The sequence below is a fragment of the Sphaerobacter sp. genome (assembly GCF_019683595.1).
Classification (GTDB): Bacteria; Chloroflexota; Chloroflexia; order Thermomicrobiales; family Thermomicrobiaceae; genus Sphaerobacter.
In genome coordinates this window covers 1-25,227 of sequence record NZ_JADGHZ010000037.1, presented here as the reverse complement: position 1 = coordinate 25,227, position 25,227 = coordinate 1, and the positions used below count along the sequence as shown (strand labels likewise).

The window sequence follows — 25,227 nt, the reverse complement described above, 5'->3', positions numbered from 1 at the left end:
CACGCCGCCACAGTGCCGTGTTCTCTGCCATGACCGTGCTCCTTCGTCATACGTCATGCGTCATGCGTCCCCCTCACCCCCGGCCCTTCTCCCACGAGGGGAGAGGGGAGCATCACGGATGACGGGTGACGGATGACGCATGGCGTTTGACGCACTACCCATACACCTCAAACAGACCGGCGGCGCCCATACCGCCGCCGATGCACATGGTCACCATGCCGATGCCGCCGCCGCGGCGGCGCAGTTCGTGGATCAGGCTGGTCGTCAGCTTGGCGCCGGTCGCGCCCAGCGGGTGCCCGAGGGCGATCGCCCCGCCGTTGACATTCACGATCTCGGTGGACAGCTCCACCTCCTTGATGACCGCCAGCACCTGCGCCGCAAATGCCTCGTTGAACTCGATCAACTGGACGTCATCGAGGCGCATCCCGGCCCGCGCCAGCACCTTCGGGATCGCCTTGGCCGGCGCCACGCCCATGATGTCGGGGTCGACGCCGGCGAGGGCGAAGGTGATGAAGCGCGCCAGTGGCGGGATGCCCAGCTCCTCGGCCCGCTCGCGTGCCATAAGGAGCACCGCGGCCGAGCCGTCCGAGTACGGGCTGGCGTTCCCGGCGGTGACGGTCCCATCCACTTTGAAAGCGGGGCGGAGCTTGGCCAGCTTCTCCAGCGAGGTGTCTGGGCGCACCGTCTCGTCGCGGCTGAACTCGCTGGTTTCGACCGTCTTCTTGCGGCCGTTCCAGTGGTAGCGCTCGACCGGGATCGGCACGATCTCCTCGGCGAAGCAGCCGGCCTCCCAGGCCGCGGCGGCGCGCCGGTGGCTGCGCAGTGCCCATTCGTCCTGCGCCTCCCGGCTGATGCCCCAGCGGGCGGCGACCCGCTCCGCGGTGAAGCCCATGCCGATGTAGGCCTCGTACAGCTCGGGATGGATGCGGGTGTGGTAGCCGGACATCGGCACCTGGCTCATCATCTCCACGCCGCCGGCCAGCACCACGTCGGCCATCCCGGTCATGATGGCCTGCGCCCCCATGGCGATCGTCTGGAGCCCGGAGGAGCAGAAGCGGTTGATGGTGGCCCCCGGCACGTCGACCGGGAAGCCGGCCCGCAGCAGGGCGTTCCGAGCGACGTTGAGACCCTGCGACGCTTCGGGCATCGCGCAGCCCCAGAGCACGTCGTCGATGATGGCCGGGTCGACCCCGGCCCGCTCGACGGCGGCCCGCATCACGGTCGCCGACAGGTCCACCGGGTGCACCGTGGCGAGCGACCCGTCCGCCTTGCCCCGGCCAATGGGGCTGCGCACCGCGCTGACGATGACTGCCTCGCGCATGATTCCTCCTTGATGTGGTCGACACGCGCGCTGGCGCCCGCACGCGGGCGGCGTCAGTTGCGCAGCGGCTTGCCGGTCTTCAGCGTGTGGGCGATGCGCTCCTGGGTCTTGCGCGTCCCCAGGAGCTTCAGGAACGCTTCGCGTTCGAGATCCAGGATGTCCTGTTCGGTCACCTCCCGCGGCGGCCCGTCGCCACCGCAGAGGACGTAGGCCAGGGCGTTGCCGATCTCGACATCGTGGTCGCTGATCTGCCCGGCCTCACGCATCGACCAGACGGCGTAGCGGAGGTTCCCCAGCCCCTCCCGGCCGAGTGCGCGGATCGTGCCCGGCACGGGCGGAACGTAGTCGGGCGCGAGCGCCAGCACCGCGGCCTTGGCGTCGGCGATCAGCCGGTCGCGGTTCATCGTGATCCGGTCGCCCGGACGGAGGAAGCCCATGCGGCGCGCGTCCAGCGCGCTGGTGCTCGTCTGCGCCATGCCGATCAGCATGAACGCGCGGCGCACCGCCTCGAACGGGTCCGCCTCGACGTACGGAGCCAGCTCCCGCGTGAAGCGGAAGAGCAGCTCCTTGGTGCCACCCCCGGCCGGGATCAGGCCCACGCCGACCTCGACGAGCCCGGTGTACAGCTCGGCCGCGGCCTGGACATGGTCGGCGTGGAGCAGGAACTCGGCCCCGCCGCCGAGCGTCAGCCCGTGGGCCGCCACCACCACCGGGAACGGTGCCGCGCGCAGCCCCATCGTCGCCCGCTGGAACTGGCGCACGGCGAGCTCCAGCTCGTCCCAGCCGCCCTCCTGGGCCAGCATCAGGATCAGCCCGAGGTTGGCCCCGGCGGAGAAGGCGCGGGGATCCTCGTTGCCAATCACCAGCCCGGCGTAGCCGTCCTGCTCGATCAGCTTCATCCCGGCACTCAGCATCCGCAGGACGCCCTCGCCGATGGCGTTCATCTTGGTGTGGAACTCGAGCAGCACCACGCCGTCGCCCAGGTCGATCAGCGAGGCGTCCTTCGAGGACTTCAGAACCTTCCCGGCTTCCTTCAACCCGCTCAGCGCGATCGTACCCGGGATGCCCGGCACCGTCTGGTAGGTGCCGGAGAAGTCGAGGTAGCGGACGGTGCCGTCCTCACGGGTGTAGAAGCCGCGCTCGCCGGCCTTTTGCAGCAGATCCGGCTCGGATAACCCGAGCTCGGCGAAGCCGGCCCGCAGCACGTCGGAGCCGATCATGTCCAACTGGCGGAACGGCCCGGCATCCCAGCCGAAGCCCCACTCCAGCGCCCGGTCGACCGCGACCAGGTCGTAGGCGATCTCGGGAGCGCGCTCCAGGGTGTAATGGGCCGTGGTGAAGAAGAGCGTGCGCATGAAGTCGCCGTACTTGCCGGGCAAGGCCAGCACGCCGCGCAGCCGCTCCGGCAGCGGCAGGTCCTTGATCTGCCCGATCTCCGGCAGGCGGAACTCCGCCCGTGGGTGATACTCCCCGGTCTTCCAATCGAGGGTGAAGATGTCGCGACCCTCGCGCCGGTAAAAGCCGATGCCGGTCTTCTCCCCGAGCCGGCCCTGCTCGACCAGCGCCTCGACCCAGCCGGGCAGCGAGAAATCCTCGCCGGTCGCCTCGCTCAGCTCGTGCGCGACGTGGCGCAGCACGTCGAGGCCCGAGAGGTCGGCAGTACGGAACGTGGCCGAGCGGGGGCGGCCGATCAGCGGCCCGGTCAGGGCGTCCACCTCGTCGATAGTGAGGTCGAACCGCTCCATCAGGCGGATCGCCTCGAGCAGGCCGTAGACCCCAAGTCGGTTGCCGATGAAGCCGGGGACGTCGCGGGCGAGGACCGTTCCCTTCCCCAGGACGCGGGAGCCGAACGCCTCGATCGCCGCCAGCACGTCAGGGTCCGTCTCGAACGTGGGGATCAGCTCCAGCAGGTGCAGGTAGCGCGGTGGGTTGAAGAAGTGGGTACCCAGGAAGCGCCGCCGGAAGCGCTCGCTTCGCCCCTCCAGGAGCTGGTGCATCGGGATGCCGGAGGTGTTGGAGGTGACGATGGTCGTCTCGGGCAGGACCTGCTCCAGACGGGCGAAGAGCGCCCGCTTCGGCTCGACCTGCTCGATGATCGCCTCAACCACCCAGTCGCAGCTCGCCAGCCGCTCCAGATCGTCCTCGGTGTTGCCGATCTCGATCAGCCGAGCCCGATCCGGATCCATGAACGCGGCCGGGCGGGCCGCGAGCTGGCGTTCCAGCCCGCGCCTGGCCGGACCGTCGCGGTCGTCGTCGCCCGGGATGTCGAGCAGGACGACCGGCACGCCTGCCGAAGCGGCCAGCGCCGCGATGGCGCCGCCCATAGTGCCCGCACCGACCACGCCCAACTTCCGTATGCGCATGGGGTCCCTCCCTGCTGGATACGGAGTGGCTGCACGGGCGACGCGGCCCGTGCCGCCGACGTCGTCCCCGCTCTCTTGCGCGAAAGCTCCTCCCCACTCGGTGCTGTCAGCATAGCACGTTTTCGGGGGCGGGCGCGACAGCATGTGGTCGGGAGGCGAGCGCCGGGCTGAGGAACGGCCCCGACTCTCAAGTCCAAGCACGGAGGAGCACTCTGGGGTGGCATCTGATATGGTGCTTCCGTACCAGCACCGGGGATGACAACAGCCGAAAATCCCAACCATCGAGGGGAAGGACAGGCCATGCGCACACGTGTGACGGAGATCTTCGGCATCCGGTATCCGATCGTGCAGGGCGGGCTGGCGCACCTGGCGTTCGCCGAACTGTGCGCGGCCGTGTCCAACGCCGGCGGGTTAGGACAGATCAGCGCGGCGACGATTCCCGGTGGCCCGGACGGCCTGCGGGCCGAGATCCGCAAGGTGCGTAAATTGACCGACCGGCCATTCGCGGTCAACATCGCCATCAGCGCGCATCGCGACTCGATGGCACTGGTCGAGGCAGCGCTTGCGGAAGACGTCCGCATCATGAGCTTCACCGCCGGCAACCCGGAGCCGTACCTGCGCCGCCTGGAAGGGACCGGCGTCAAGACGCTGGTGCTCGTTGCCAGCGTGCGCCAGGCGCAGAAGGTGGAGCAACTGGGCGGCACGGCGGTGATCGCCGTCGGTTACGAAGGTGGCGGCCACCTGGGACGGGACGACGTCGGTACGATGGTGCTGGTGCCCCGGATCCTGGAGTCGGTGTCGATCCCGGTGCTGGCCAGCGGCGGCATCGGCGACGGCCGCGGGCTGGCAGCGGCACTGGCGATGGGCGCGGACGGCATCGAGATGGGCACCCGCTTCGTCGCCACCGCCGAGTGCATCGCCCACCCGAACTACAAGCAAGCGCTCGTCGCAGCGCGCGAGACCGACACCCTGATCATCGAGCGCTCGCTCGGCACCCCCGGGCGCGTGCTGGCCGGGCCCGCAGCCGAGCGCATCCTGGCGCTGGAGCAGGCCGGCGCGCGCGACGAGCTCATCCGCGCCATCTCCGGCGCGGAGAACCGGCGCGCGGCGATCGACGGTGACATGGAAGGCGGATGGGTCTGGGCCGGCCAAGTGGCCGGCCTGATCCACGATATCCCTAGTGTGCAGGATTTGCTTGACCGCATAGTTGGCGACGCCGCGCGACGTCTGCGCGCTGCGGCTGCCGCGTGCGCCGCCAACTGACTTGACACTAAACGCGAGCGCAACTATCCTAAGGCAAGATCAATGACGGTTTTCGGATGCTCTTGATGATGCTCTTGTTCTCCAGCGCGACGATGTAAATGAGCCTTACCCATCGCCGACGTGCATCGGCACCGAAAAGGCTGGTGATCGTCGAGGCCATATCTTCGTGATTGATGCATCGGCGGCGCAAGCTCCGGTCGGCTGCGCCATGTGGCCCGGCGCCCAGTGGCGGGGGTGCCCGTGGAAAGGAGGTCCGGCTGCGCGAGGATCTCACCGGACGCGGTTCTCTGTGCGCCGCAATCTGGTGAGGGGTTCACGTGGTGAGCGCGACAGCAACAGCTACCGTTCGGGGAGGGTAGCGCGGAGCGCTCTGGTAGCGTAATTCATCTTTCCCGTGGATCTGGTGGACAGACACGTGCCCGAACCTTCCCACGGCGTAGTGGGCCAAGGGGGATCGCGTGGGGGACGCGACGCCTCGTGGCAGGGTTGGGCAGTGTAGAGGAGGAGATCTCATGGACACCAATTCCCCGCAGCGTTTCTCCGTGGACGAGGCGCTCCAGGCGGGTCTCAGCCGGCGTGCGTTGCTGCGCCGGGCGGCCGTGCTCGGTGTGAGCATGCCGGTCGTTGGAGGGCTCCTGGCTGCCTGTGGTGGTGGCGGCGAAGAGGAGGCCACTACCGCACCGCAGACCACGCAGCCCGCCGGGGGCGGCGCGACGCCGGCCGCCACCGAGGCTCCATCGGGTGGCAGCACCCCCGCAACGACTCCATCCGGCGGAACGGGCGCGTTCCAATACGAAGAGCCGCAGAACAAGGGCGGGCAGATCATCGAGGGCACCTTTGCTGACGCCAAGACCGTCAATCCGGTGCTCGTCAGTGACACCTCCTCCGGCCGCATCGCCGATCTGATTTTCAACGGGGTCATGACGCCCGACGTCGAGACGACTGAGCCGAAGGGCGAGCTGGCCGAGTCGTGGGAGATTTCGGAGGACGGCCTCACCTACACCTTCAAGCTCCGCAGTGGCGTCACCTTCCACGACGGCGAACCGCTCACCGCCGACGACGTCAAGTTCACCTACGACCTGTTGATGAACCCGGCTTCCAACTCGCCGCGCACCGCCGAGCTGACCGAGCGGATCGATACGGTCGAGGTGAGCGACGAGTCGACGGTGGTGTTCAAGCTCAAGAACCCCACCGCGCCCTTCCTGGTCAGCAACATGGTCTACGGCATCGTGCCGGAGCACATCCTCAAGGACGTCGACCCGGCGCAGTTGGCGCAGCACGAGTTCTCCGTCGGCACCAAGGGCGTGACCATCGGGAGCGGTCCCTTCCAGTTCGAGGAGTGGGTCAAGGACGACCACCTGACGCTGGTCAAGTACCCCAACTACTGGGAGGGTGAGCCGAACATCGACCGCTACATCTACAAGGTCGTCCCCGACCAGACCGTCGCGGTGCAGCAGCTCAAGACCGGTGAGATCGACTTCGGGCCGATCAACGAGGCCAGCTACGAGGAGATGAAGGCCCAGGAGAACGTCACCGTCCACGAGTACGACACCTTCAGCTTCACCTTCTACGCCTACCAGCTCGACCCGGCCAAGACGACGATCTTCCAGGACAAGCGCGTCCGCCAGGCCCTCTTCTACGCGCTCGACCGGGAGGCGATGATTGAGGCCATCCGCTTCGGCCTCGGCGAGGTTGCGCAGGGCACCATGCCGGTGATCTCCTGGGCCTACAACCCCGACGAGCTCACCATCAAGTACGAGTACGACCCGGAGAAGGCCAAGCAGCTCCTGGACGAGGCCGGCTGGGTGCCCGGTGCGGACGGCATCCGCGAGAAGGACGGCCAGCGCCTCTCCTTCAGCGTCTACACCAACGCCGGCAACCAGGTCCGCGAGCAGTACATCACCGTCTTCCAGCAGGCCTGGAAGGAGATCGGGGTCGAGTGCACGCCGAAGACCGAGGAGTGGAACGCCTTCCTCGATCGCATTACCGGCAGCAAGGACTTCGAGATGTTCCTGGTCGGCTTCCAGTGGGACGTCGACCCGGATCAGACCACCATGTGGGCTACCGAGGCCTACGAGGGTGGGTTCAACATGAACAAGTACTCGAACCCGAAGGTCGATGAGCTCCTGAAGCAGGGTCTGGCCACGACCGACCAGGAAGAGCGCAAGCGGATCTACACTGAGATGCAGAACATCCTGCTGGATGAGCTGCCGAGTCCCGTGCTCGACTTCCCGAAGGCGATCGCCGGCGTAAACAAGCGGGTCCACAACCTGTGGCCCAATGCCGTCGACACGACCTTCAACGCGCACCAGTGGTGGGTTGACGCATAGGCGCGGTTGTATCCCGGGCGCAGCGGCGCGCCCGGGGTGCCCGTCGCCGGGAGGGCGTCTCCCCGAGGCTCACTCGGGGAGACGCGCCCATCCCAACCCGGCGCGCGGGCGCCGCCACGAGTTTGGGAGAGCGTCATGGGACAATACGTCGTGCGCCGGGTAATCCAGATCGTCCCGCTGGTGCTCGGTATCACGATCATCACGTTCGCGCTGGCGAACCTGGTACCCGGTAGTCCAATCTCCGACCTCGAGTTCAACCCGCAGGTGCGGCCCGAGGACCGGGAGCGTATCGCCAAGGCACTCGGCCTCGACCAGCCCTTGCACGTCCGCTACGTCCAGTGGCTCTCGCACGTGGCGCGCGGTGATCTCGGCCTCTCATTGATCACCTACCAGCCGGTCATGAAGACCATCATGGAGAAGCTGCCGAACACCCTGCTGCTCACGGTGACGGCGCTCATCCTGTCGCTGATCGTCGCCATCCCGGTCGGCGTCTACGGTGCCGTCAGGCGCAACTCTGCCTTCGACCAGGTAACCACCGTGGGCGCGGTGGCGGGCTTCGCCATGCCGACCTTCTGGCTGGGCCTGATGGTGATCCTCATCCTGGTGCGCATGAAGGGCGCGGGCTTGCCCACCCTCCCCACCGGCGGGGTCTGCGAACTGGGCAACTGCACCCTGCTCAGCCGCGTCCAGCACCTTATCGCGCCTGCCTTCGTGCTCGCTTTCGTGCAGACCGCGACCTGGACCCGCTATATCCGCTCCCAGATGATCGAGGTCCTGCGGCAGGACTACATGCGTACTGCCGAGGCCAAGGGACTCCGTGAGGTCGTCATCATCTTCCGTCACGGTCTGCGCAACGCTATCTTGCCGCTGGTGACACTGCTGGCCCTGGATCTCCCAACTCTCTTCAGCGGCTCGGTCATTGTCGAGCAGATCTTCACCTGGAACGGTCTGGGGCGGCTGATCCTCGACTCGGTCAACAAGCGCGACTACACCATGGTCATGGGCGTTACTCTGTTCGTGTCGGTCCTCACGGTCGTCGCGAACTTGCTTGCAGATATTGTGTACGGCGTACTTGATCCGCGTATCCGTTACGATTAGGGCAAGACCGGCAGCCGGGCACGTCGACGTGCCCGGCCGGCACGTTGCCGTGATAGAACGTTGGAGCTAAACGATGGCAGAGGTTCGACCCGAAGGCTTCGCCGAGCGACGCCCGGCAGCTCCGGCTACCAGCCGGGTCGCAGATGATCTCAGCCGCGTCGGCCGTACCAAGCCCCGCAGCAACGCGCAACAGGCGTGGGCGCGCTTCCGACGGAACCGCCTGGCTATGGCGTCACTCGTCGTGGTCTTCCTGGTGTTCGCCTTCGGGTTCGGCGCACCGCTCATCTCCCGCTACGTCACGCACGTCGGTTACGACAAGCAGGTTCTGCTCGACAAGTTCAAGAAGCCTGGCGAAGACGGCTACATCCTCGGCACGGACAACCTGGGTCGGGACGTCCTGACACGCCTCGCCTATGGCGCCCGCATGTCGATGATGGTCGCGATCCTGGCCGTCGCCAGTGCGCTCCTCTTCGGCGGCACGCTCGGATCCCTGGCCGGCTACTACGGTCGGTGGATCGACTCCGTCATCATGCGCTTCGTCGACATCATGCTCTCGATCCCAGCACTCTTCCTGCTGATTTTCATCAACACCCTCTTCACAGTCGGCGCCACCGCCCTCGCCTTCGTCATCGCCTCGGTGAGCTGGATGGGCCTCGCGCGGCTCATTCGCGGCGAAATTATGTCGATCAAGCGCCGCGACTACGTCGAAGCCGCGCGGGTGCTCGGCGCCGCGGACAGCCGGATCATCATCCGGCACATCCTGCCGAACGTGACGCCGATCGTCATCGTCTGGGCGACCCTGGCCCTGCCGGCCTTCATCCTGGTCGAGGCGGCCCTGAGCTTCCTCGGCCTCGGCGTGCAGGTGCCCGTCCCGAGCCTGGGCAACATGCTCAGCGACGCCGTCACTTACATCTCCCACTCCTGGACGCTGATCTTTATCCCGGGCTTCGTCATCTACATCACGGTGTTGGCGATCAATTTGTTCGGGAACGGCCTGCGCGACGCACTCGACCCGCGTCTGGGCGAGAACTAGCGCATCCCCGACGCGCCGCCGGCCGCGGTTCCGGACTCGTATGCCCTGTTGACCAGGGCTGGAAAGGTGGGTGCGCGTGTTCCGCAATCCGCAGGTGAACTTCTACGTCCGCGATGTCGAGGCAGCCGCGCGGTTCTATACCGAGCTATTCGACTTCACCGAGACCTTCCGCACTCCCACGACCGGCACCCCGGAGCACGTCGAGTTGCGTCTGGACGGCTTCATCCTCGGCCTGGCCTCGATCGAATCGGCGCGGCGCGTGCACGACATCCCGGCGGACTCCGGCCCACCACGGGCAGAGGTGTGCCTGTGGACCGACGACATCGACCGCACCTATACAGACCTCCTCGCCAAGGGCGCCCAGCCGGTGAGCCCGCCACACGACTTCCTCAACGGCCGCCTACGCGCGGCCTGGGTCGCGGACCCGGACGGCAACCCCATCCAGCTCGTCGCCGAGGTCACATCCCCGGCGCAGTAGCCACGGCCCGCACCGAGGCAGCCCTTCCGCCGCCTCGGTGCGGCTCCATCCACGCCGCCCTTCACCAGCGCGACCGGTAGCGCGGGCGTTGAACCGCGCCTCGCCCGGCTCCACGAGCTGCGCCCGCTGCCGCACGTCGCCGGCACATCGTCCACCGCGGGAGTGCGATTGACACGTCACGCCCGGCGCGCATACGATGGGGACACGAAACGCACGACAGGCCACCCTTCCACCTGGCTTGCCCCACGGGGCGGCGCGGCACCGGCCTTGACGTCGGCTGCCGGACTCGCGTCTACCCCGCACCGGGCGGCGGAGCGGTTTCCTGTCGGTGCGACGACCTCCGGTAGCCACACGGGAGGGAGAGCCCATGTCCGTTCTGATCAAAGGCGGGCGTATCATCACCGCCAGCGACGACTACGTCGGCGACATCTACATCGAGGATGAGCGCATCACGCTCATCGGCCAGTCGCTGGACATGCCTGCGGACACGGTGATCGACGCAAGCGGGAAGTACGTCCTGCCCGGCTGCATCGACCCGCACACCCACATCGAGTTCCCCTTCGGCGGAACCACCACCTGCGACACCTGGACCTCGGCGACGGTCGCGGCGGCCTTCGGCGGTACCACGACCCTGGTCGACTTCTGCTGCCAGGTGCCGGGCCACTCACTCTTCAGCGCGCTGGAGGACTGGCACCGCAAGATGAGCGAGCGCAAGCCGGTGATCGATGTCGGCTTCCACATGGCGATCACCGACCTGTCCGACCCCGCACGCATGGAGGAACTGAAGCGAGTCGTACAGGACGAGGGCGTGACCAGCTACAAGCTCTTCATGGCCTACAAGGGCTCGGTCATGGTCGATGACACGACCCTCTTCAAGGTGATGCAGCAGGCCCACGAGACCGGTGCCCTGGTCATGGTGCACGCCGAGAACGGCGACGTCATCGATGTCCTGGTACGCCAGGCGCTGGCGGCGGGGCACACGAGCACCATCTGGCATGCCCGCACCCGCCCGCCGATCACCGAGGGAGAGGCAACGAACCGGGCCATCCAGCTCGCCCACCTCGCCGACGCGCCGCTCTACGTGGTCCACGTCTCCTGCAAGGAGGCGATTGACCCGGTCGCCGAGGCGCGAGCCAAGGGCTGGAAGGTCTGGGGCGAGACCTGCCCGCAGTACCTCTTCTTCGACGAGAGCGTGCTCGACCAGCCGGACTTCGAAGGCGGCAAGTGGATCTACACCCCGCCGCCGCGACCCAAGGAGCACCAGGAGCACCTGTGGCAGGCACTGTCGACCGGCATCCTCTCGGTCGTCTCAACCGATCACTGCCCGTTCAACTTCAACGGCCAGAAGACGCTCGGCCGGGACGACTTCTCCAAGATCCCGAACGGCGGGCCGGGCATCGAGAACCGGCTGCACCTGATGCACGAGTTCGGCGTGCGGCAGGGCCGCTTCTCGATGAACCGCCTGGTGGAACTGCTGGCGACCAACCCGGCGAAGCTCTTCGGGCTCTACCCGAAGAAGGGCACCATCGCCGTCGGCTCCGACGCTGACCTCGTCGTCTTCGACCCGAACAAGCAACTCACCATCTCCGCAGCCACGCACCACTCGCTGATCGACTACAACCTGTACGAGGGCTACCAGGTGACCGGAGCGCCGGAGGTCGTGATGGTGCGTGGCCGGACGATCGTTCAGGGTGATGAGCTGGTCGCGGAGCCGGGCGCGGGGACGTTCATCAAGCGAGCCCGCTTCGGCGAAGAGCTGACCGGCGCGACGGGAGGGGTAGCGGTATGACGCACGATGCGCAGACCCACCAGATCTACCAGCGAGCCGGCTTCGGCCAGGCGGTGCCGCGCGGGCAGAACCCGGCGGTACTCGTGGTCGATTTCTCCTGCGGCTTCACCGACCCTGCCTGCTCCCTCGGGTCGGACTTGACGGCGGAGGTCGAGGCGACGCGCCGACTCCTCGACGCCGCGCGGGCCAAGGGCTTCCTGGCGGTCTTCACCACGATCGGCTTCGAGCCGGGGTTGACCGACGGTGCGCTCTGGATCAAAAAGGCGCCCTCGCTGGCGGAGCTCCAGCTCGGCGGGCGCTGGGTCGAGATCGACCCGCGCCTGGGACGCCGGGAGGGTGAGCCCGTGATCCTGAAGAAGGGCGCGTCCGCCTTCTTCGGCACCAACCTGGCGTCGATCCTGATCGCCCAGGGCGTCGACACCGTGATCCTGTGCGGCGCGACGACCAGCGGTTGCATCCGCGCTACGGCGATCGACCTACTACAGTACGGCTTCCCGACGCTCGTGCCCCGCGAATGCGTGGGCGACCGAGCCCCCGGCCCGCACGAGGCGAACCTATTCGACATCAACCAGAAGTACGCAGACGTCGTCTCGGTCGACGAAGCCATCGCGTACATCGAGTCCCTCCCCGCCCGCACCGCCGCCATGACACGCTGAGCGGGGACGACGGGCCGCCGATCCCTTTGGAGTGCGGCGGCCCGAGCCGCCGCTTTGGTCTGGCGCGGTACCGCGACGCCGAATGCATCCCACCATGCCGCGGACGGGCGGCACGTACCCGGGACGGGTGCCAACAGGATCGCCGCGCCGCGGTTTGGACCCGGAGGCGGGTGCCATGAGGATCCCCGCGCCGTGGTATGTGCCCGGGGCTGAAGCCGCCGGGCTCACCCCGAAAGCCGGCTGAAGCCAGCTGAGGACGACGGTAATAGGAAACCGGTGTGGTGAGAGGATCCCGCCGCCCGGCATGTGCCCGGGGCTAGAGCCGCCGGGCTGACAATACAAAGCCCACTGAAGGGGCTCCCGTGATCCACACCCAGGCTGACGCGATCCGGCAGCCCATTGGGCACCGCGTCCCCAGCCCCTTTAGTGGGCTTTTCGTTTTCAGCCCGGCGGCTTTAGCCCCGGGCACGCGCCGCGCGGCGAGACCTTACGCCGGGGTGTGAACCCTGCTAAATCCCAGCCGGCTTCAGCCGGCTTCCCTTGTCAGCCCGGTGGCTTTAGCCCGGGCACGCGCCACGAGCCAAAGATCCTCACACCGCCCCCTAGGCTGTGCCCAGCCCGCCGCTCCCGCGCATTCCGCGTGCTACACTGCGTGGCAGAAGTGCCATGGGAGCATCGAAGCCGTCCGGCAAGGGAGGCGCGGGTGGTTGGCGAACTGCCGTTCATGAAGCTGAGCGGGGCGGGAAACGATTTCATCGTGCTGGCTGAAGAGGACGTGGCCGACCTGGATCTCGGCTGGCTGGCCCAGAAGCTCTGTACTCGCGCGCTGTCGCTCGGCGCCGACGGGATTATCGTTATCGGCCCCGAACGGCCCGACGCCGCGCGCATCCGCTTCTACAACCCGGATGGCTCCCGCGCCGAGATGTGCGGCAACGGCAGCCGCTGCGCCGCGCGCTACGCCGTGGAGCGTGGGCTGGTGCAGGGCCGCGAATTCCACCTGCTCACCGACTCCGGGGATCTGCCGGTTATGGCCCGCCCCGACGGGCGGTTTGAGGTCGTCATGCCGGAACCGGAGCAGGTCCGCTTCGAAGCCATGACGGTCGAGGCGGGCGACGAGCGCTGGCCACTGCACGCGCTGTGGGTCGGCGTGCCCCACGCGGTCGTATTCGTGCCGGACGTTGAGCGCCATTCCGACGAGCACCTCACCGCGCTCGGGCGGGCGCTGCGCTACGACGACAAGCACTTCCCCGCCGGCACGAACGTCAACTTCGTCGAGGTGGCGCCGGATCGACCGATCCGGCAGCGGACCTACGAGCGCGGGGTCGAGGCGCTGACCAAGGCGTGCGGCACGGGCGCCACCGCCACCGCGTTCGTCGTCCACACGCTGCTGGATCGCCCCTGGCCGGTGGACCTGGTGGTCGATGGCGGGCGCCTGACGGTCGATCAGCGCGACGGCCGCCTGTGGCTGATCGGGGACGCGCGCGTGATCGCACGGGGCACGCTGAGCCCCGAGGCGCTGGCCTGGTAGCGACGGCGCCGGAACGGAAACCGCGATGGCCGAGGACGCATTCCCACGCTACTTCACCGTCGAGGAAGCCCGGGCGCTGGTCCCCCGGCTGCGCGGGATCCTGACCGCGATTCAGGCCGAGAAGCAGCAACTCGATCAGGAGGTGCTCGCCCTCCAGCGACTCACCCCGGCCATGCGCGGCAACGGGCATGGAGCCGAGGCCAACCGGCGCGAGGAACGGATCGCGGAACTCGTTGCCGCGCTCCAGGAGAAGGTGCAGCAGCTCATGGAACAGGGCATCGAAGTGAAGGACCTGAACATGGGCCTGGTGGACTTCCCGAGCCTGCGCGGGGGACGGGTGGTCTACCTCTGCTGGCGCGTAGACGAGCCGACCGTCGCCTTCTGGCACGAGACCGACGCGGGTTACGCCGGCCGGCAACCGTTGGAGGAGTAACCGGTCGGCACCGAGCGGGGGGACAGGTCGAGCATGGAGAGCCACAGTGGGGTCGGGCGCCTGCTCGCCCCAGACGGGACCGAACTCGCGGCCGTGCGCTACACGTACGAGATCGACCGCCGCAATCGCGTCTGGCGTGGCACGGCCACACGTCTGGACGGCGAAGGCGCGCTGGCGCAGCCGGCCGGACCGGCCACGCTCGAGATCGAAGGCGGCGCCCAGGCACCCGTCCACTACTTCCAGCGCCACACCCCGGACGGCACCACCATCGTCTTCACCGGCCGCGGCGCCCCGCCCGGGGAGTAGCCATCAGCGCCGCGTCAGCAGTGCGCACAAGGGAGAGAGACGGGGCACCGGAGTGGCGTCCCGTAGTTGTGCTGGCGCAACGACGCGGACGTTGGCGCGACCTATGCTAGCGCTGTACTCCGCGGGGTCGGTCTGCCCTCCTCTGGGGCGCCGTCCCACCTGTCGAAATCCAGCATCCATTCGTGCACCGTCGCCCGATCGACAACGACGATGCCGCGCCGGGAATGAGGTGACTAGTGGCGACGACGGAGTTCGAGCGATCGGCGCTGGCGTGGCCGGCCGCAGCCACGGCAGCGGTCCGTGCTGGCTTCGGCGTGCTCTGGGCGATCAACGCCTACCTGACTTGGCGCCCGGAGTTCGCGGCACACTACGTCGGGTATCTCCAGAACGCGGCGCAGGGGCAGCCGATCTGGCTTGCTCCGTGGTTCACCTTTTGGATCAATCTCGTCACGCCCAACGCCGACCTCTTCGTCTGGCTCACCCGCATCATCGAGACGCTGATCGCGATCGGGCTTCTGCTGGGACTGCTGCGCCTGCCGGTCTACGTCGCGGGCGCGCTGTTCAGCCTCTTGATCTGGGCGACGGCCGAGGGCTTCAGCGGGCCATACGCCACCGGGGTGGCCAATATCGGTCCGGCCCTGGTCTACGTGCTCCTGTTCGTCGCGCTGATCCTGCTCGGCTGGGGGCAGGGTGCATCCCCCTACAGCCTCGACTACTACATCGAGCGGCGCTGGCCCGGATGGCGGCGCTTGTCCGAGCCGTCCGGCCGGCGGCCGATGGGTCACCCAGCGCGGATCCTGCCCTGGCCGGAGCAGGCACTCGCGATCGCGGTGATCGCGGGCGCGCTGATCTTCCTCCTCGGCGGCCTGCAAAGCGCTACTAGCGCGGCCGCCCCGACGCCCAAGAACGCCGCGGCGGCGGTGACGCCGTTGCAACTCGCCTCCTCCAACCCGATCGCCAACCCGCGCGATGCAACCCTGCCGCCGCTGCTCGGCACCGGTGATCAGGTATCGGTGAATCTGGTGGCGACCGATACGAACGTCGAGATCGCCAGCGGCGTGGCGTATGAGGCCTGGACCTTCAACGACACGGTGCCCGCGCCGATCCTCCACGTGCGCCAGGGCCAGACGGTGAACGTGACCTTCACCAACGACGGCACGATGCAGCACTCGATCGACTTCCACGCCGCGCAGATCGACCCTGCAGTCGCCTACCGCAACGCGGACCCCGGGCAATCGGTGCAGTTCTCCTTCGTGGCCGAGGTGCCCGGCGTCTTCATGTACCACTGCGGCACCACGCCGGTCCTGTTCCACATCGGCAACGGCATGTACGGCGCGATCGTGGTCGACCCGACGACGCCGCTGCCGCCTGCCGATGTCAGCTACGTGCTGGTGCAGAGCGAGTGGTATACCAAGCAGATCCAGGGCAACACAATGGGTCCCGACTACGTCAAGATGCAGCAGGCGATCCCCGATCTGGTGGTGTTCAACGGCGCCGCCTTTCAGTACCGCGACCACCCGTTGACCGCCCACGCCGGCCAGCGAGTGCGGCTCTACGTGGTGAACGCCGGGCCGAGTCAGTGGAGCGCGCCACACGTGATCGGAGGGATCTTCGCCAACGTCTACCCAGACGGCGACCCGGCGCACGCCCTGAGCGGGGTCTCGACCTATTCGATCGCGCCGGGCGCCGGGGCGATCCTCGACGTGGTCATTCCCAAACCCGGCGAATATCCAATCGTGGACCACAGCATGCGCGACAGTTACCTCGGTGCCTCCGGCATCCTGAAGGTGCTGCCGTAACCCGAGCGGGACACGTCCGCTGGGCTTGAGCGATGGGTGATTGGAGTTGTTCCCCTGCCACAGCGAATTGAGTACGACAAGATCGCACCCGGCGCGCTGCACGCGATGCGCGTGCGTGACCGGTATGCGCGAGCGTGAGTTGGAGCCGAGCCTGGACCGAGGGGGCACCTACCAACCCCGGCACCACGCCACCGAAACCGCGGCCGGGGAGTGAGCGGGCCTACCACCTCCGGGCCACTCTGACCGGCCCCGTGGCAGGATGGCCCACTGCGCCGGCGGTGTTTTTTTGAAGTATAGGGCTCGTCCCGGGTCCGATCCCGGGGACGAGCGGGCGGACGACATCCTCACCGCGCTACGTGTACGTAGAGGGGACGCCGAACCGATGGAATGGCTTCGACCGGGTGAGAGCCAGGCACCCCGTATCGTGATCTTGGGCGGCGGCTTCGCCGGCGTCTACACCGCATTCGAGCTGCAGAAGCGGCTACGCCGCACGCCGGCCGAGATCGCGATCGTGAACCGCGAGAACTTCTTCGTCTTCTACCCCCTGATCCCCGAGATCGTCTCCGGGGCGATCGAGACCGAGCACATCCTGAACCCGATCCGACTGCTGGTGCCACGCGCAACGCTGTACGTCGGCGAGGTCACCGGCATCGACCTGGCGGAGCAGCGGGTGGATATTCGCCACGGCCTGTACCGCCACCGGCAACAGCCACGCTCGCTGTATTACGACCACCTGGTGCTGGCGCTGGGCGGCGTGCCGAACGTCGAGCGGGTGCCCGGTCTGGGCGAGTACGCCTTCGACGTGCAGCGGCTGAGCCACGCCTTCGCCCTGCGGAACCATCTGATCGACATCCTGGAGCAGGGAGACATCGAGACCGATCCGGTGGCCAAGGCCCGGCTGCTCACGGTGGTGGTCGTCGGCGGTGGCGCCAACGGGGTGGAGGTGGTGGCCGAGATCACCGACCTGCTCCACGATGCCGCCAAGCACTACCCCCATCTCAGCACGGACGACTTCCGGATCGTCCTGATCCATGGCGGTGACCGTCTGATCCCCGACCTGCCGGAGAACTTGGGTCAGTTCGCCGAGCAGCAGTTGCGCTCCCGCGGCGTTGAGGTGATGCTCGGGAAGCGCGTCGCGGCGGTCGAGCCGACCGCGGTGCGACTCGACGACGGCACGGTGATCGAGACGGAGACGGTGGTCGGCTCGGTCGGCGTCATGCCGAACCCCCTGGTGCGCGACCTGCCACTGCCGAAGGACGAGCGGGGCCGCCTGATCGTGGACGACTACATGGCCGTCGAGGGCCAGGCCAACGTCTGGGCGCTCGGGGACAACGCACGGGTGCCGGACCCGACCACCGGGCAGCCGTACCCGCAGACCGCACAGCACGCGGTCCGCGAAGCGCGCGTCCTGGCGTACAACGTGGCCGCACGGCTACGCGGCCGGTCGCCCAAGCCCATTACCTACCGCACGCTCGGGCAGATGGTAGCGCTGGGCCACCGCTCGGCAGTGGTGAACCTGCGGGGCTGGACCTTCTCCGGGTTCCCGGCCTGGTGGATGTTCCGGACCTACTATCTGTCGCAGTTGCTGCGCTGGGAGAAGCGCCTGCGGGTGACGATCGACTGGACGCTCGACCTGCTGTTCCCGCCGACGCTCGTGCAACTCAAGGTCGGCCAGCCGGCGCCGATGGCCGATCGACCCGCCCGCGAGGCCGTGCGCGCGGGCGACGGAGAGGGATAGGATCAGCAGTCCCCGTCGAAAGGTCCCACCCCGGTGTCACCACCTCAGGTGGTGCCCGCCCGGTGACCTGGGATCACAGCCGGGCCACGCCCACGGAACGCAGGGCACGAATCGAACGAGGGAACCTATCTCATCCGGAACAGAACAACGCCGCCCCTCCCCGAAAGCTCGGGGAGGGGCGGTTGACAACGCGTTCGTGAGGGCGCGGCTAGCGGGTGAAGCCCCAGACGATGTAGATGATGGAGAGCACCAGGGACACCACCCCGGCGGCGTAGCCGATCTTTTCCAGCCAGGGATAACCCTGCTCACGCACCAAGCGGGTGCCCGCGATGCTCCAGAACCCACCGAAGAGCCCCATTATCCCCAGCTCGATCATCAGGTAGCCCTGGGCCACCACTCGCTCCTCTCGTCCGCCGTCCCCTGTCGGGGTCACTCGCTGTCGCGCGTCGTTCGTTCACACGTAGAAGGGCACGCTCATGGGCCGCGCTACACTGGCACCATAGCATGAACCGGCCGATCCGGCTACCCTGCCGGTCGACGTACCGAGGAGATGATACGGCAAGACGCCGCCGGATGGTAGCCAGGCGCGGCTCCTGCGAGCGCTTCCGTGTAGACTGACGGCGGCCGGGGCGCTGGCTCCACGGCCCGACCGGCGGATGGGTACCGATGCGAGGAGGTCGAGGCTCATGGCGCAGATGACGCGCGACGCGGTTCCCGAGAGCGAGCGGTGGGATCTGACCCACCTGTTCCCAAGCGCCGAGGCGTGGGAGGCCGAGCGTCAGGCCGTCCAGGCCGCACTGCCGGACATCGAGGCCTTCCGGGGCACGCTCGGCCAGAGCCCGCAGCAGTTGCTGGCCGCGCTCTCCCTGGCGGATCAGATCGACGAACGGCTGGAGCGCCTGTTCGCCTACGCGATGCTGGAGCGGGACGAGGATACCCGCAACACGGCCGCGATCCAGCGCTATGAGCAGGTGATGGCGCTGGTGGTCGCCGCCGGGCGGGCGACGGCCTGGATCCAGCCTGAGTTGCTGACCCTCACCGACGAGCAACTCCGCGGCTTCCTCGACGCTGAGCCGGGACTGGAGCCGTTCCGGCGACTCATCGAGCGCACCATCCGCCAGCGACCGCACGTGCGCAGCGCCGAGGTCGAGGAGATCCTGGCCGAGACGGCGGAGATGGCGCAGACCGCCTCAAACGTCTTCACCTTCTTCGACAACGCCGACATCCGCTTCGGCACGGTCATCGACAGCGACGGCACGCCGGTCGAGTTGACCAAGGCGCGCTACCTGCGCCTGCTCGAGCGCCGGGATCGCCGCGTCCGCCGCGACGCCTACGAGATGCTGCACGCCCCCTACCATGCCCACCGGAACACGCTCGGGGCGCTGCTCACGGCCAGCAACCAGCGCGACGCCTTCTTCGCCCGGGTGCGCCGGTACAACAGCGCGCTCGAGGCGGCGCTGAAGCCGGAAGACATCCCGCTCGAGGTCTACACCAACTTGATCGACACGGTACACCGCTACCTCCCGCTGCTCCACCGCTACGTGTCGCTGCGCAAGCGGGTTCTGGGGCTGGACGAGGTCCACATGTACGACCTCTACGTGCCGCTGGTGGAGATGCCGGAGCGGACCTTCTCCTATGAGGAGGCGACCGAGACCGTGGTGGCGGCCTTCGCCCCGCTCGGCGAGCGGTACGTGAATGCGGTGCGCGAAGGGCTGCGTTCCCGCTGGGTCGACGTGCACGAGACGGTGGGGAAGCGCTCCGGCGGGTACAACCTCGGCGTCTACGGGGTGCACCCCTACGTGCTGCTGAACTGGGGCGGCACGCTCAACGACGTCTTCACCCTGGCCCACGAGCTGGGCCACGCGATGCACTCGTACTTCTCCGCGGCGAACCAGCCGCACCCCACGTCGTCCTACACCATCTTCGTCGCCGAGGTGGCATCCACCTTCAATGAGCGGTTGCTGACGGCACACCTGCTGGAGCGCAGCACCGACCCGCGGGAGCGGGCGTACCTGGTGAACGACGCGCTGGAGTCGATCCGCACCACGATCTTCCGGCAGACGATGTTCGCCGAGTTCGAGCTGCTGACACATCAGGTGGTCGAGGCGAACGAGGGGCTGACGCCGGAGCGGCTTATGACCGAGTACACCCGCCTGGCGACCGAGTACCACGGCCCCGACTTCGCGGCAGACGAGCAACTGGCGGTCGAGTGGTCGCGTGTGCCGCACTTCTACCGGGCGTTCTACGTCTACCAGTACGCGACGGGGCTGATCGCGGCCATGGCGCTGGCCTCGGCGGTGCTGTCCGGGGACGAGGAGGCACGTGACCGGTACCTCACCTTCCTGGCTGCCGGGTCGTCGAAGGATTCGCTCGACCTGCTGCGTGACGCCGGGGTCGACCTCACAACGGCGGCACCCTACGAAGCGGCCTTCGCGACGATGGCGGAGTACCTCGACACGCTGGAAGCAGCGTTGAGCGAGACGCAGGGGTAGTGCGTACTGCGTGTTGCGTACAGCTAGGGAGCGTGGCGGATTAGCGCTGGTCGCTGGAGAGTGGGAAGCGTAGACCCAGCTCGCGGGCGAGCCCAGCGCGGCCGGCCGGGGTCAACTCGACCAGACGCTCGCCGGGGACGCGCACGATCCAGCCACGCTCGACCAGCCGGACCAGCAATGCCGCCCCAAGAGCGCCGGCCAGGTGCGGCCGGCGCTCGGTCCAGTCCAGGCACCGGCGGGCAAAGGAGCGGCGCGCCCGGCGCGCCGCCGCGAGGTCCACGCCGAAGTCCGCGAACCACGCCTCCCCAGCAGGCGTGACCTGATGCTCCGCGCCATGCTCCAACAGTAGCCCCCGCTCGATCATCGCGTTCCGGATCGCCACCGCGAGGCGACCGGCGAGGTGGTCGTAACAGGTGCGGGCAAAGCGCAGTCCCTCGACCTCCTCACATTCGGACACGTCCTGATCCTCGGCCGGCTGCGGGAAGGCACCGAGCGTCTCAATCATGCGCGCAACCTCCGGTCCTGCCAGGCGGTAGTAACGGTGACGCCCCTGGACCTCTACCGCGAGCAACCCGCCGTCCACGAGCCGGGCCAGATGGGTGCTGGCCGTCGAGGGCGCGATGTCCGCCCGAGCCGCCAACTCCGTTGCCGTCAGCGCACGACCCCCCATCAACTCCGCCAGCATCACCGCGCGGGTGGGTTCCGCAAACAAGGCACCGATCTGTGCAAGCCGTACATGCGTCGCCATGCCGCCAGTATACCCGGGCATCCGCGCCGATACTTCGGTCTGGATCGAAGCATCCCCGTGGGACGGGGCGTAATGTCTGAAGCAGCGACATGAGGCGGTCGCTGCCGAGGACAGGGCCGGGCGCATGGCGTGTGACGGCGGGTGTACACGGTCGGCTCGAGCCCGGGTGGAACGACGGTTGACGAATTATTCGGAGTGTACGTGGTCGGCCTGTGCCCGGGGGTGGGTGGCGTGAACGCGCCACGCCCCCGGACGCACACCACGCCGCCGGGGGATCCCGCGCACTCCCCGACCCTGGGCAGGGGAGCAAAGCGCCACTGGCAGGAAAAGCCCCGCCCCGTGGGGTTGATCCGTCGCACGCCGGCGAAGCCGGTGAAGGAGGTCAAACATGTTCGTCGTGCTCTTCGAGGTGTGGCCCAAGCCGGAACGCTGGGACGAGTACCTGGAGATCGCCCGGCTGCTGCGGCCGGAGCTGGAGCAGATCGAAGGCTTCATCGACAACGAGCGGTTCCGGCGCATCGGGGATGAGAGCGGGCTCCTCTCCCTCTCAACCTGGCGCGACGAGAAGGCGCTGATCCGCTGGCGGACCAACGCGCTGCACTACACGCGCGGCCAGGTGCCCGGGCGATTCGAGATCTTCGCCGACTACCGCTTACGCGTCGGCGAGGTGACGGCGGACACGCACCCGCCCGCCGGGCTGGAACCCCGGCCGACGCGCCTCGACCTGACCGAGGTCGGCGAGGCGAAGGTCGTCACGATCACCGAGACGCTGTCCCCAGCACCCGACGCCGTGCCGCCTCCCACACCGCCGGCCATGGGCAACGCCGTCGAGCACGCGCGGTTCGAGAGCATCTACCAGCCCGGAAAGCACCTGCTCCTCATGTCCTGGCGGGATGCACCGTCGGCGGCATCGGCCTGGGCCAAGGACGTACGCCACCGGCAGGTGCGTATCATCCGCGAGTACGGAATGCGCGACCGTCGCGAGGCACCGCAGTACTTCCCTCCGGTCGACTGAACCTGTCGAGCGGGCAGACATGGGCCAGGAAGCATATTCATGACGTAACAGTCACTTGACATGATTACCATGAAGCGTAGTCTGAGCATAGGAATGGGAACGTTCGCGCAATCTCGCCCCTGCCGTACCGGCATCAGGTGCCAGTCGCTCGGGCGACCGCGCCACGACGAATGAGCAGGGGGCTGCCGATGACTGCATCGTCCGGATGGCAGATTGAGGGCGACTACTTCGAGAATTGTAACTGCGACGTGGTCTGTCCCTGCCTCTTCTCCTCCGCCCCACCGTTCACATCGCAGCCGACCCAGGGGGCCTGCGAGGTCGCGTTCGGGTTCCACATCGACCGGGGGCACTATCAGGGCGTCTCGCTGGACGGCCTGAACGCGGCGGCGATCGTTCGCACTCCGGGCCCGATGGGTCAGGGTAACTGGTCGTTCGCTGCCTACCTGGATGAGCGGGCGACGGACGAGCAGCGCGCCGCGTTGCAGGCGATCTTCACCGGCGCCGCTGGAGGGCCGATCGCCTTGCTGACCCCGCTGGTGTCCACCATCCTCGGCGTGAAGACGGCGCCGATTACCTATCGGCGGGAGGGGAAGCGCCGCTCGATGGAGATCCCCAGTGTGCTCAGCATGGGGGTGCAGCCGGCGCCCAGCTTCGACCCCGATCATGAGATCTGGGCGGAGAACGCGCACCCCTTCGCCAGCAAGGTGGCCTTCGCCGTCGGCACCTCGGGCAGCACCTTCAGCGACTACGGGATGACCTGGGACAACTCCGGCAAGAACGGGCACTACGCCCCGATCTCGTGGTCGGGGTAGCCACACGCCCTAGCCCGAGACCCGAAGCCCACCGCGGCGAGCGGCGGCGCGGAGAGGAGTTCGCATGACCGCCTCGGCATCACCCGCATGGTCCCGCGAGCGCGCGGTGATCCTGGGCGTGCTCCTCGTCCTGGCTGCCGCCGCCTGGGGCGTATTGATCTGGCAGTGGCGGGTGTCAGGCAGTGGCGCGGGCATGGGCCTGACGATGGGGATGAGCGCGCTGCTGTTCCTGGCCATCTGGGTCGTCATGATGGTGGCCATGATGTTCCCGACGGCGGCGCCGATGGTCCTGACCTTCGCCAGTGTCTACGCCGGGCGCCGGGCGCAGGGACAGCCCTACGTGCCGACCTGGATCTTCGTCGCGGCGTACCTCCTGGTCTGGGCACTCTTCGGCGTGGTGGCCTACGGCGCGGCGATCGGGGTCACTGAAATGGCACGGCGCAACATGTGGCTGATGGAGCACGCGGCCCAGATCGGCGGCGCGATCCTGATCCTCGCCGGGCTCTACCAGCTCTCCCCGCTCAAGCGCGCCTGCCTGGCCAAGTGCCGCACCCCGCTGGCATTCATCCTCACCTCATGGCGCGATGGCGCCTGGGGCGCGTTCCGGATGGGATTCGAACACGGGAGCTACTGCCTCGGGTGCTGCTGGCTGCTGTTCGTGATTCTATTTCCACTCGGGATTATGAACGTCGCGGTGATGGCGCTCGTCACGGTGCTGATCTTCGCCGAAAAGGCGCTGCCGATCGGACCGCGACTGGCGCAGGTCGCGGCTATCGCCCTCATCGCCTATGGCGCCCTGGTGCTCGTCATGCCGGAGTTGCTGCTCACCACCATGCCGGCCAGCATGCCGGCCACGATGTAGCGCCCCTGCCCAGGACCTCCTCCGCTCAAACGGCCCTACCGGGGAGTTGTGCCCGGCTTGACGCCGACGTGCAGGGCGACGGTGCGCATCATCAGGTACTGGTAGCGGACCGGCGCCAGCCCGGCGCGGGTCATAATCGCGGCCAGCTCCTCGGCCGGGGGGAAGGCACTGACGGAGGTGGGCAGGTAGCGGTAGGCGTCGCGGTCGCCGCTGATGAGCCCACCGATCAGGGGAACGAGGCGATCGAAGTACCAGCGGAAGAGCGTGCGCAGCACCGGCACACGGAGCGGAGTCATCTCCAGAACCACCAACCGGCCGCCCGGCCGGAGCACGCGAGACATCTCGACGACGGCGGCCTCGTAGTCGGGCATGTTTCGCAGGCCGAAGGCAACGGTGCAGGCGTCGAACGCGCCGTCCGGGAACGGCAGCGCCATCGCGTCGGCCTGGAGCAACCGGATTGACGCGCCGCGACCGCGGATCTTGTCCGCAGCCAGTTGCAGCATCCCGCGGGAGAAGTCGGCGCCGACGACACGCGGGGCCCCCTGGCGCGCCAGCTCGAGCGCCAGGTCGCCGGTACCGGTCGCCACGTCGAGCACCTGCCGGGCACCTCCGGCGAGCGCCTCGCGGGCGGCCAGGCGCCGCCAGGCGACGTCGCGCCCGAGGCTCATGAGCCGGTTCATCAAGTCGTAGCGCCGGACGATGCGGTCGAACATCGCCCGGACCTCGGGCGGCTGCCGCAGCGCCCCACGTGCTCCGCGCCGTGGCGTCTCGGTCTCGGTCCCGGTCACGCCTCGCCTCCCCCTCATGCCTGCGCAGGTCCAGCACCGCGCGCCCGAACTGTGGCACGGAAACGATCCCCGCGACAAGGCTTTCCGTCCAGGCCGTGGTCGCGACACACAGCGACGGGGGCTGCGTTTTTTCGTGTCACCCGTCACGGGAACGCAGCAAACGAGTGACGATAGCGGCTCTGCTGGATCATGGTCATTCGTCAAACCCCGTCAGCCGGCTAGTAGCCCAACGGTGACCGTGCGAGTGATGCCAGGATCCCCGCGTCGTGGCCCGTGCCCGGGATGGGTGGCGTCGGGATCCCCGCGTCGTGGCACGTGCCCGGGGCTAAAGCCACCCCGCCCCCGCCCCCCACCCGGCCACCCCACAAAAAAGAA

Annotated in this window: 21 protein-coding genes; 16 read left to right on the top strand and 5 right to left on the bottom strand. The window is 68.0% G+C overall.

Annotated features, from left to right (window positions below; translation table 11 throughout):
* Nucleotides 1-154: 154 nt before the first annotated feature.
* Nucleotides 155-1,321: a thiolase family protein gene (locus IRZ30_RS06335; RefSeq protein WP_294084048.1), complete on the bottom strand. Its 1,167-nt coding sequence runs from the start codon at nucleotides 1,319-1,321 to the stop codon at nucleotides 155-157.
* Between the two features lie 53 nt (nucleotides 1,322-1,374).
* Nucleotides 1,375-3,684: a 3-hydroxyacyl-CoA dehydrogenase/enoyl-CoA hydratase family protein gene (locus IRZ30_RS06330; protein ID WP_294084047.1), complete on the bottom strand. Its 2,310-nt coding sequence runs from the start codon at nucleotides 3,682-3,684 to the stop codon at nucleotides 1,375-1,377.
* Between the two features lie 300 nt (nucleotides 3,685-3,984).
* Here IRZ30_RS06330 and IRZ30_RS06325 point away from each other — a divergent pair, with 300 nt between their 5' ends.
* The 12 genes from IRZ30_RS06325 to IRZ30_RS06270 all read left to right on the top strand — a co-directional run bounded on the left by IRZ30_RS06325 (nucleotide 3,985) and on the right by IRZ30_RS06270 (nucleotide 18,135).
* Nucleotides 3,985-4,947 (top strand): nitronate monooxygenase, encoded by a 963-nt coding sequence (locus tag IRZ30_RS06325; RefSeq protein WP_294084046.1) that lies wholly within the window; start codon nucleotides 3,985-3,987, stop codon nucleotides 4,945-4,947.
* Nucleotides 4,948-5,459: 512 nt separating this feature from the next.
* Nucleotides 5,460-7,277 carry a peptide-binding protein gene (locus IRZ30_RS06320; RefSeq protein ID WP_294084045.1) on the top strand — a complete coding sequence of 606 codons (1,818 nt, stop codon included), beginning with the start codon at nucleotides 5,460-5,462 and terminating at the stop codon, nucleotides 7,275-7,277.
* Between the two features lie 135 nt (nucleotides 7,278-7,412).
* Entirely contained in the window at nucleotides 7,413-8,375 is a 963-nt protein-coding gene (locus IRZ30_RS06315; protein ID WP_294084044.1) for an ABC transporter permease, read from the top strand.
* A gap of 73 nt (nucleotides 8,376-8,448) precedes the next feature.
* A complete protein-coding gene (locus IRZ30_RS06310; protein ID WP_294084043.1) occupies nucleotides 8,449-9,408 on the top strand; it encodes an ABC transporter permease in 960 nt (319 codons plus the stop codon).
* A 76-nt stretch (nucleotides 9,409-9,484) separates the two neighbouring features.
* A complete protein-coding gene (locus IRZ30_RS06305; protein WP_294084042.1) occupies nucleotides 9,485-9,886 on the top strand; it encodes a VOC family protein in 402 nt (133 codons plus the stop codon).
* 367 nt (nucleotides 9,887-10,253) lie between these two features.
* On the top strand, nucleotides 10,254-11,675 hold the full coding sequence (gene hydA / locus IRZ30_RS06300; RefSeq protein ID WP_294084041.1) for a dihydropyrimidinase: 1,422 nt from the start codon (nucleotides 10,254-10,256) through the stop codon (nucleotides 11,673-11,675).
* Nucleotides 11,672-12,331, top strand: coding sequence for an isochorismatase family protein (locus tag IRZ30_RS06295; protein ID WP_294084040.1), 660 nt, complete (start codon nucleotides 11,672-11,674; stop codon nucleotides 12,329-12,331). Before hydA ends, IRZ30_RS06295 begins: the two co-directional genes overlap by 4 nt.
* Nucleotides 12,332-13,034: 703 nt before the next feature.
* A complete protein-coding gene (gene dapF / locus IRZ30_RS06290; protein ID WP_294084039.1) occupies nucleotides 13,035-13,859 on the top strand; it encodes a diaminopimelate epimerase in 825 nt (274 codons plus the stop codon).
* Nucleotides 13,860-13,884: 25 nt separating this feature from the next.
* The gene (locus tag IRZ30_RS06285) at nucleotides 13,885-14,292 is read left to right on the top strand and encodes a DUF2203 domain-containing protein (protein ID WP_294084038.1); all 408 of its coding nucleotides are present in this window, start codon (nucleotides 13,885-13,887) and stop codon (nucleotides 14,290-14,292) included.
* Nucleotides 14,293-14,325: 33 nt separating this feature from the next.
* Nucleotides 14,326-14,598 carry a hypothetical protein gene (locus IRZ30_RS06280; protein ID WP_294084037.1) on the top strand — a complete coding sequence of 91 codons (273 nt, stop codon included), beginning with the start codon at nucleotides 14,326-14,328 and terminating at the stop codon, nucleotides 14,596-14,598.
* 236 nt (nucleotides 14,599-14,834) lie between these two features.
* Complete coding sequence (locus tag IRZ30_RS06275; protein ID WP_294084036.1) at nucleotides 14,835-16,397, top strand: multicopper oxidase domain-containing protein; 1,563 nt, start codon at nucleotides 14,835-14,837, stop codon at nucleotides 16,395-16,397.
* A gap of 382 nt (nucleotides 16,398-16,779) precedes the next feature.
* Nucleotides 16,780-18,135, top strand: coding sequence for an NAD(P)/FAD-dependent oxidoreductase (locus IRZ30_RS06270; protein WP_294084035.1), 1,356 nt, complete (start codon nucleotides 16,780-16,782; stop codon nucleotides 18,133-18,135).
* A 208-nt stretch (nucleotides 18,136-18,343) separates the two neighbouring features.
* On the opposite strand, the gene IRZ30_RS06265 is transcribed toward IRZ30_RS06270, so the two are convergent.
* Nucleotides 18,344-18,529 carry a hypothetical protein gene (locus tag IRZ30_RS06265; protein WP_294084034.1) on the bottom strand — a complete coding sequence of 62 codons (186 nt, stop codon included), beginning with the start codon at nucleotides 18,527-18,529 and terminating at the stop codon, nucleotides 18,344-18,346.
* 292 nt (nucleotides 18,530-18,821) lie between these two features.
* On the opposite strand from IRZ30_RS06265, the gene pepF reads away from it, so the two are divergent.
* Nucleotides 18,822-20,627 carry an oligoendopeptidase F gene (pepF, locus tag IRZ30_RS06260; protein WP_294084033.1) on the top strand — a complete coding sequence of 602 codons (1,806 nt, stop codon included), beginning with the start codon at nucleotides 18,822-18,824 and terminating at the stop codon, nucleotides 20,625-20,627.
* Between the two features lie 40 nt (nucleotides 20,628-20,667).
* Here pepF and IRZ30_RS06255 read toward each other — a convergent pair whose 3' ends face one another.
* Complete coding sequence (locus tag IRZ30_RS06255) at nucleotides 20,668-21,375, bottom strand: metalloregulator ArsR/SmtB family transcription factor (protein WP_294084032.1); 708 nt, start codon at nucleotides 21,373-21,375, stop codon at nucleotides 20,668-20,670.
* 388 nt (nucleotides 21,376-21,763) lie between these two features.
* On the opposite strand from IRZ30_RS06255, the gene IRZ30_RS06250 reads away from it, so the two are divergent.
* The 3 genes from IRZ30_RS06250 (at nucleotide 21,764) to IRZ30_RS06240 (ending at nucleotide 24,064) form a co-directional block, all read left to right on the top strand.
* Nucleotides 21,764-22,390, top strand: a complete 627-nt coding sequence (locus IRZ30_RS06250; protein ID WP_294084031.1) for an antibiotic biosynthesis monooxygenase family protein — start codon at nucleotides 21,764-21,766, stop codon at nucleotides 22,388-22,390.
* Between the two features lie 188 nt (nucleotides 22,391-22,578).
* On the top strand, nucleotides 22,579-23,202 hold the full coding sequence (locus IRZ30_RS06245) for a DUF1326 domain-containing protein (protein WP_294084030.1): 624 nt from the start codon (nucleotides 22,579-22,581) through the stop codon (nucleotides 23,200-23,202).
* A gap of 64 nt (nucleotides 23,203-23,266) precedes the next feature.
* Nucleotides 23,267-24,064 carry a DUF2182 domain-containing protein gene (locus IRZ30_RS06240; protein ID WP_294084029.1) on the top strand — a complete coding sequence of 266 codons (798 nt, stop codon included), beginning with the start codon at nucleotides 23,267-23,269 and terminating at the stop codon, nucleotides 24,062-24,064.
* A 35-nt stretch (nucleotides 24,065-24,099) separates the two neighbouring features.
* On the opposite strand, the gene ubiE is transcribed toward IRZ30_RS06240, so the two are convergent.
* Nucleotides 24,100-24,852 carry a bifunctional demethylmenaquinone methyltransferase/2-methoxy-6-polyprenyl-1,4-benzoquinol methylase UbiE gene (gene ubiE, locus IRZ30_RS06235; RefSeq protein WP_294084028.1) on the bottom strand — a complete coding sequence of 251 codons (753 nt, stop codon included), beginning with the start codon at nucleotides 24,850-24,852 and terminating at the stop codon, nucleotides 24,100-24,102.
* Between the last annotated feature and the right edge of the window lie 375 nt (nucleotides 24,853-25,227).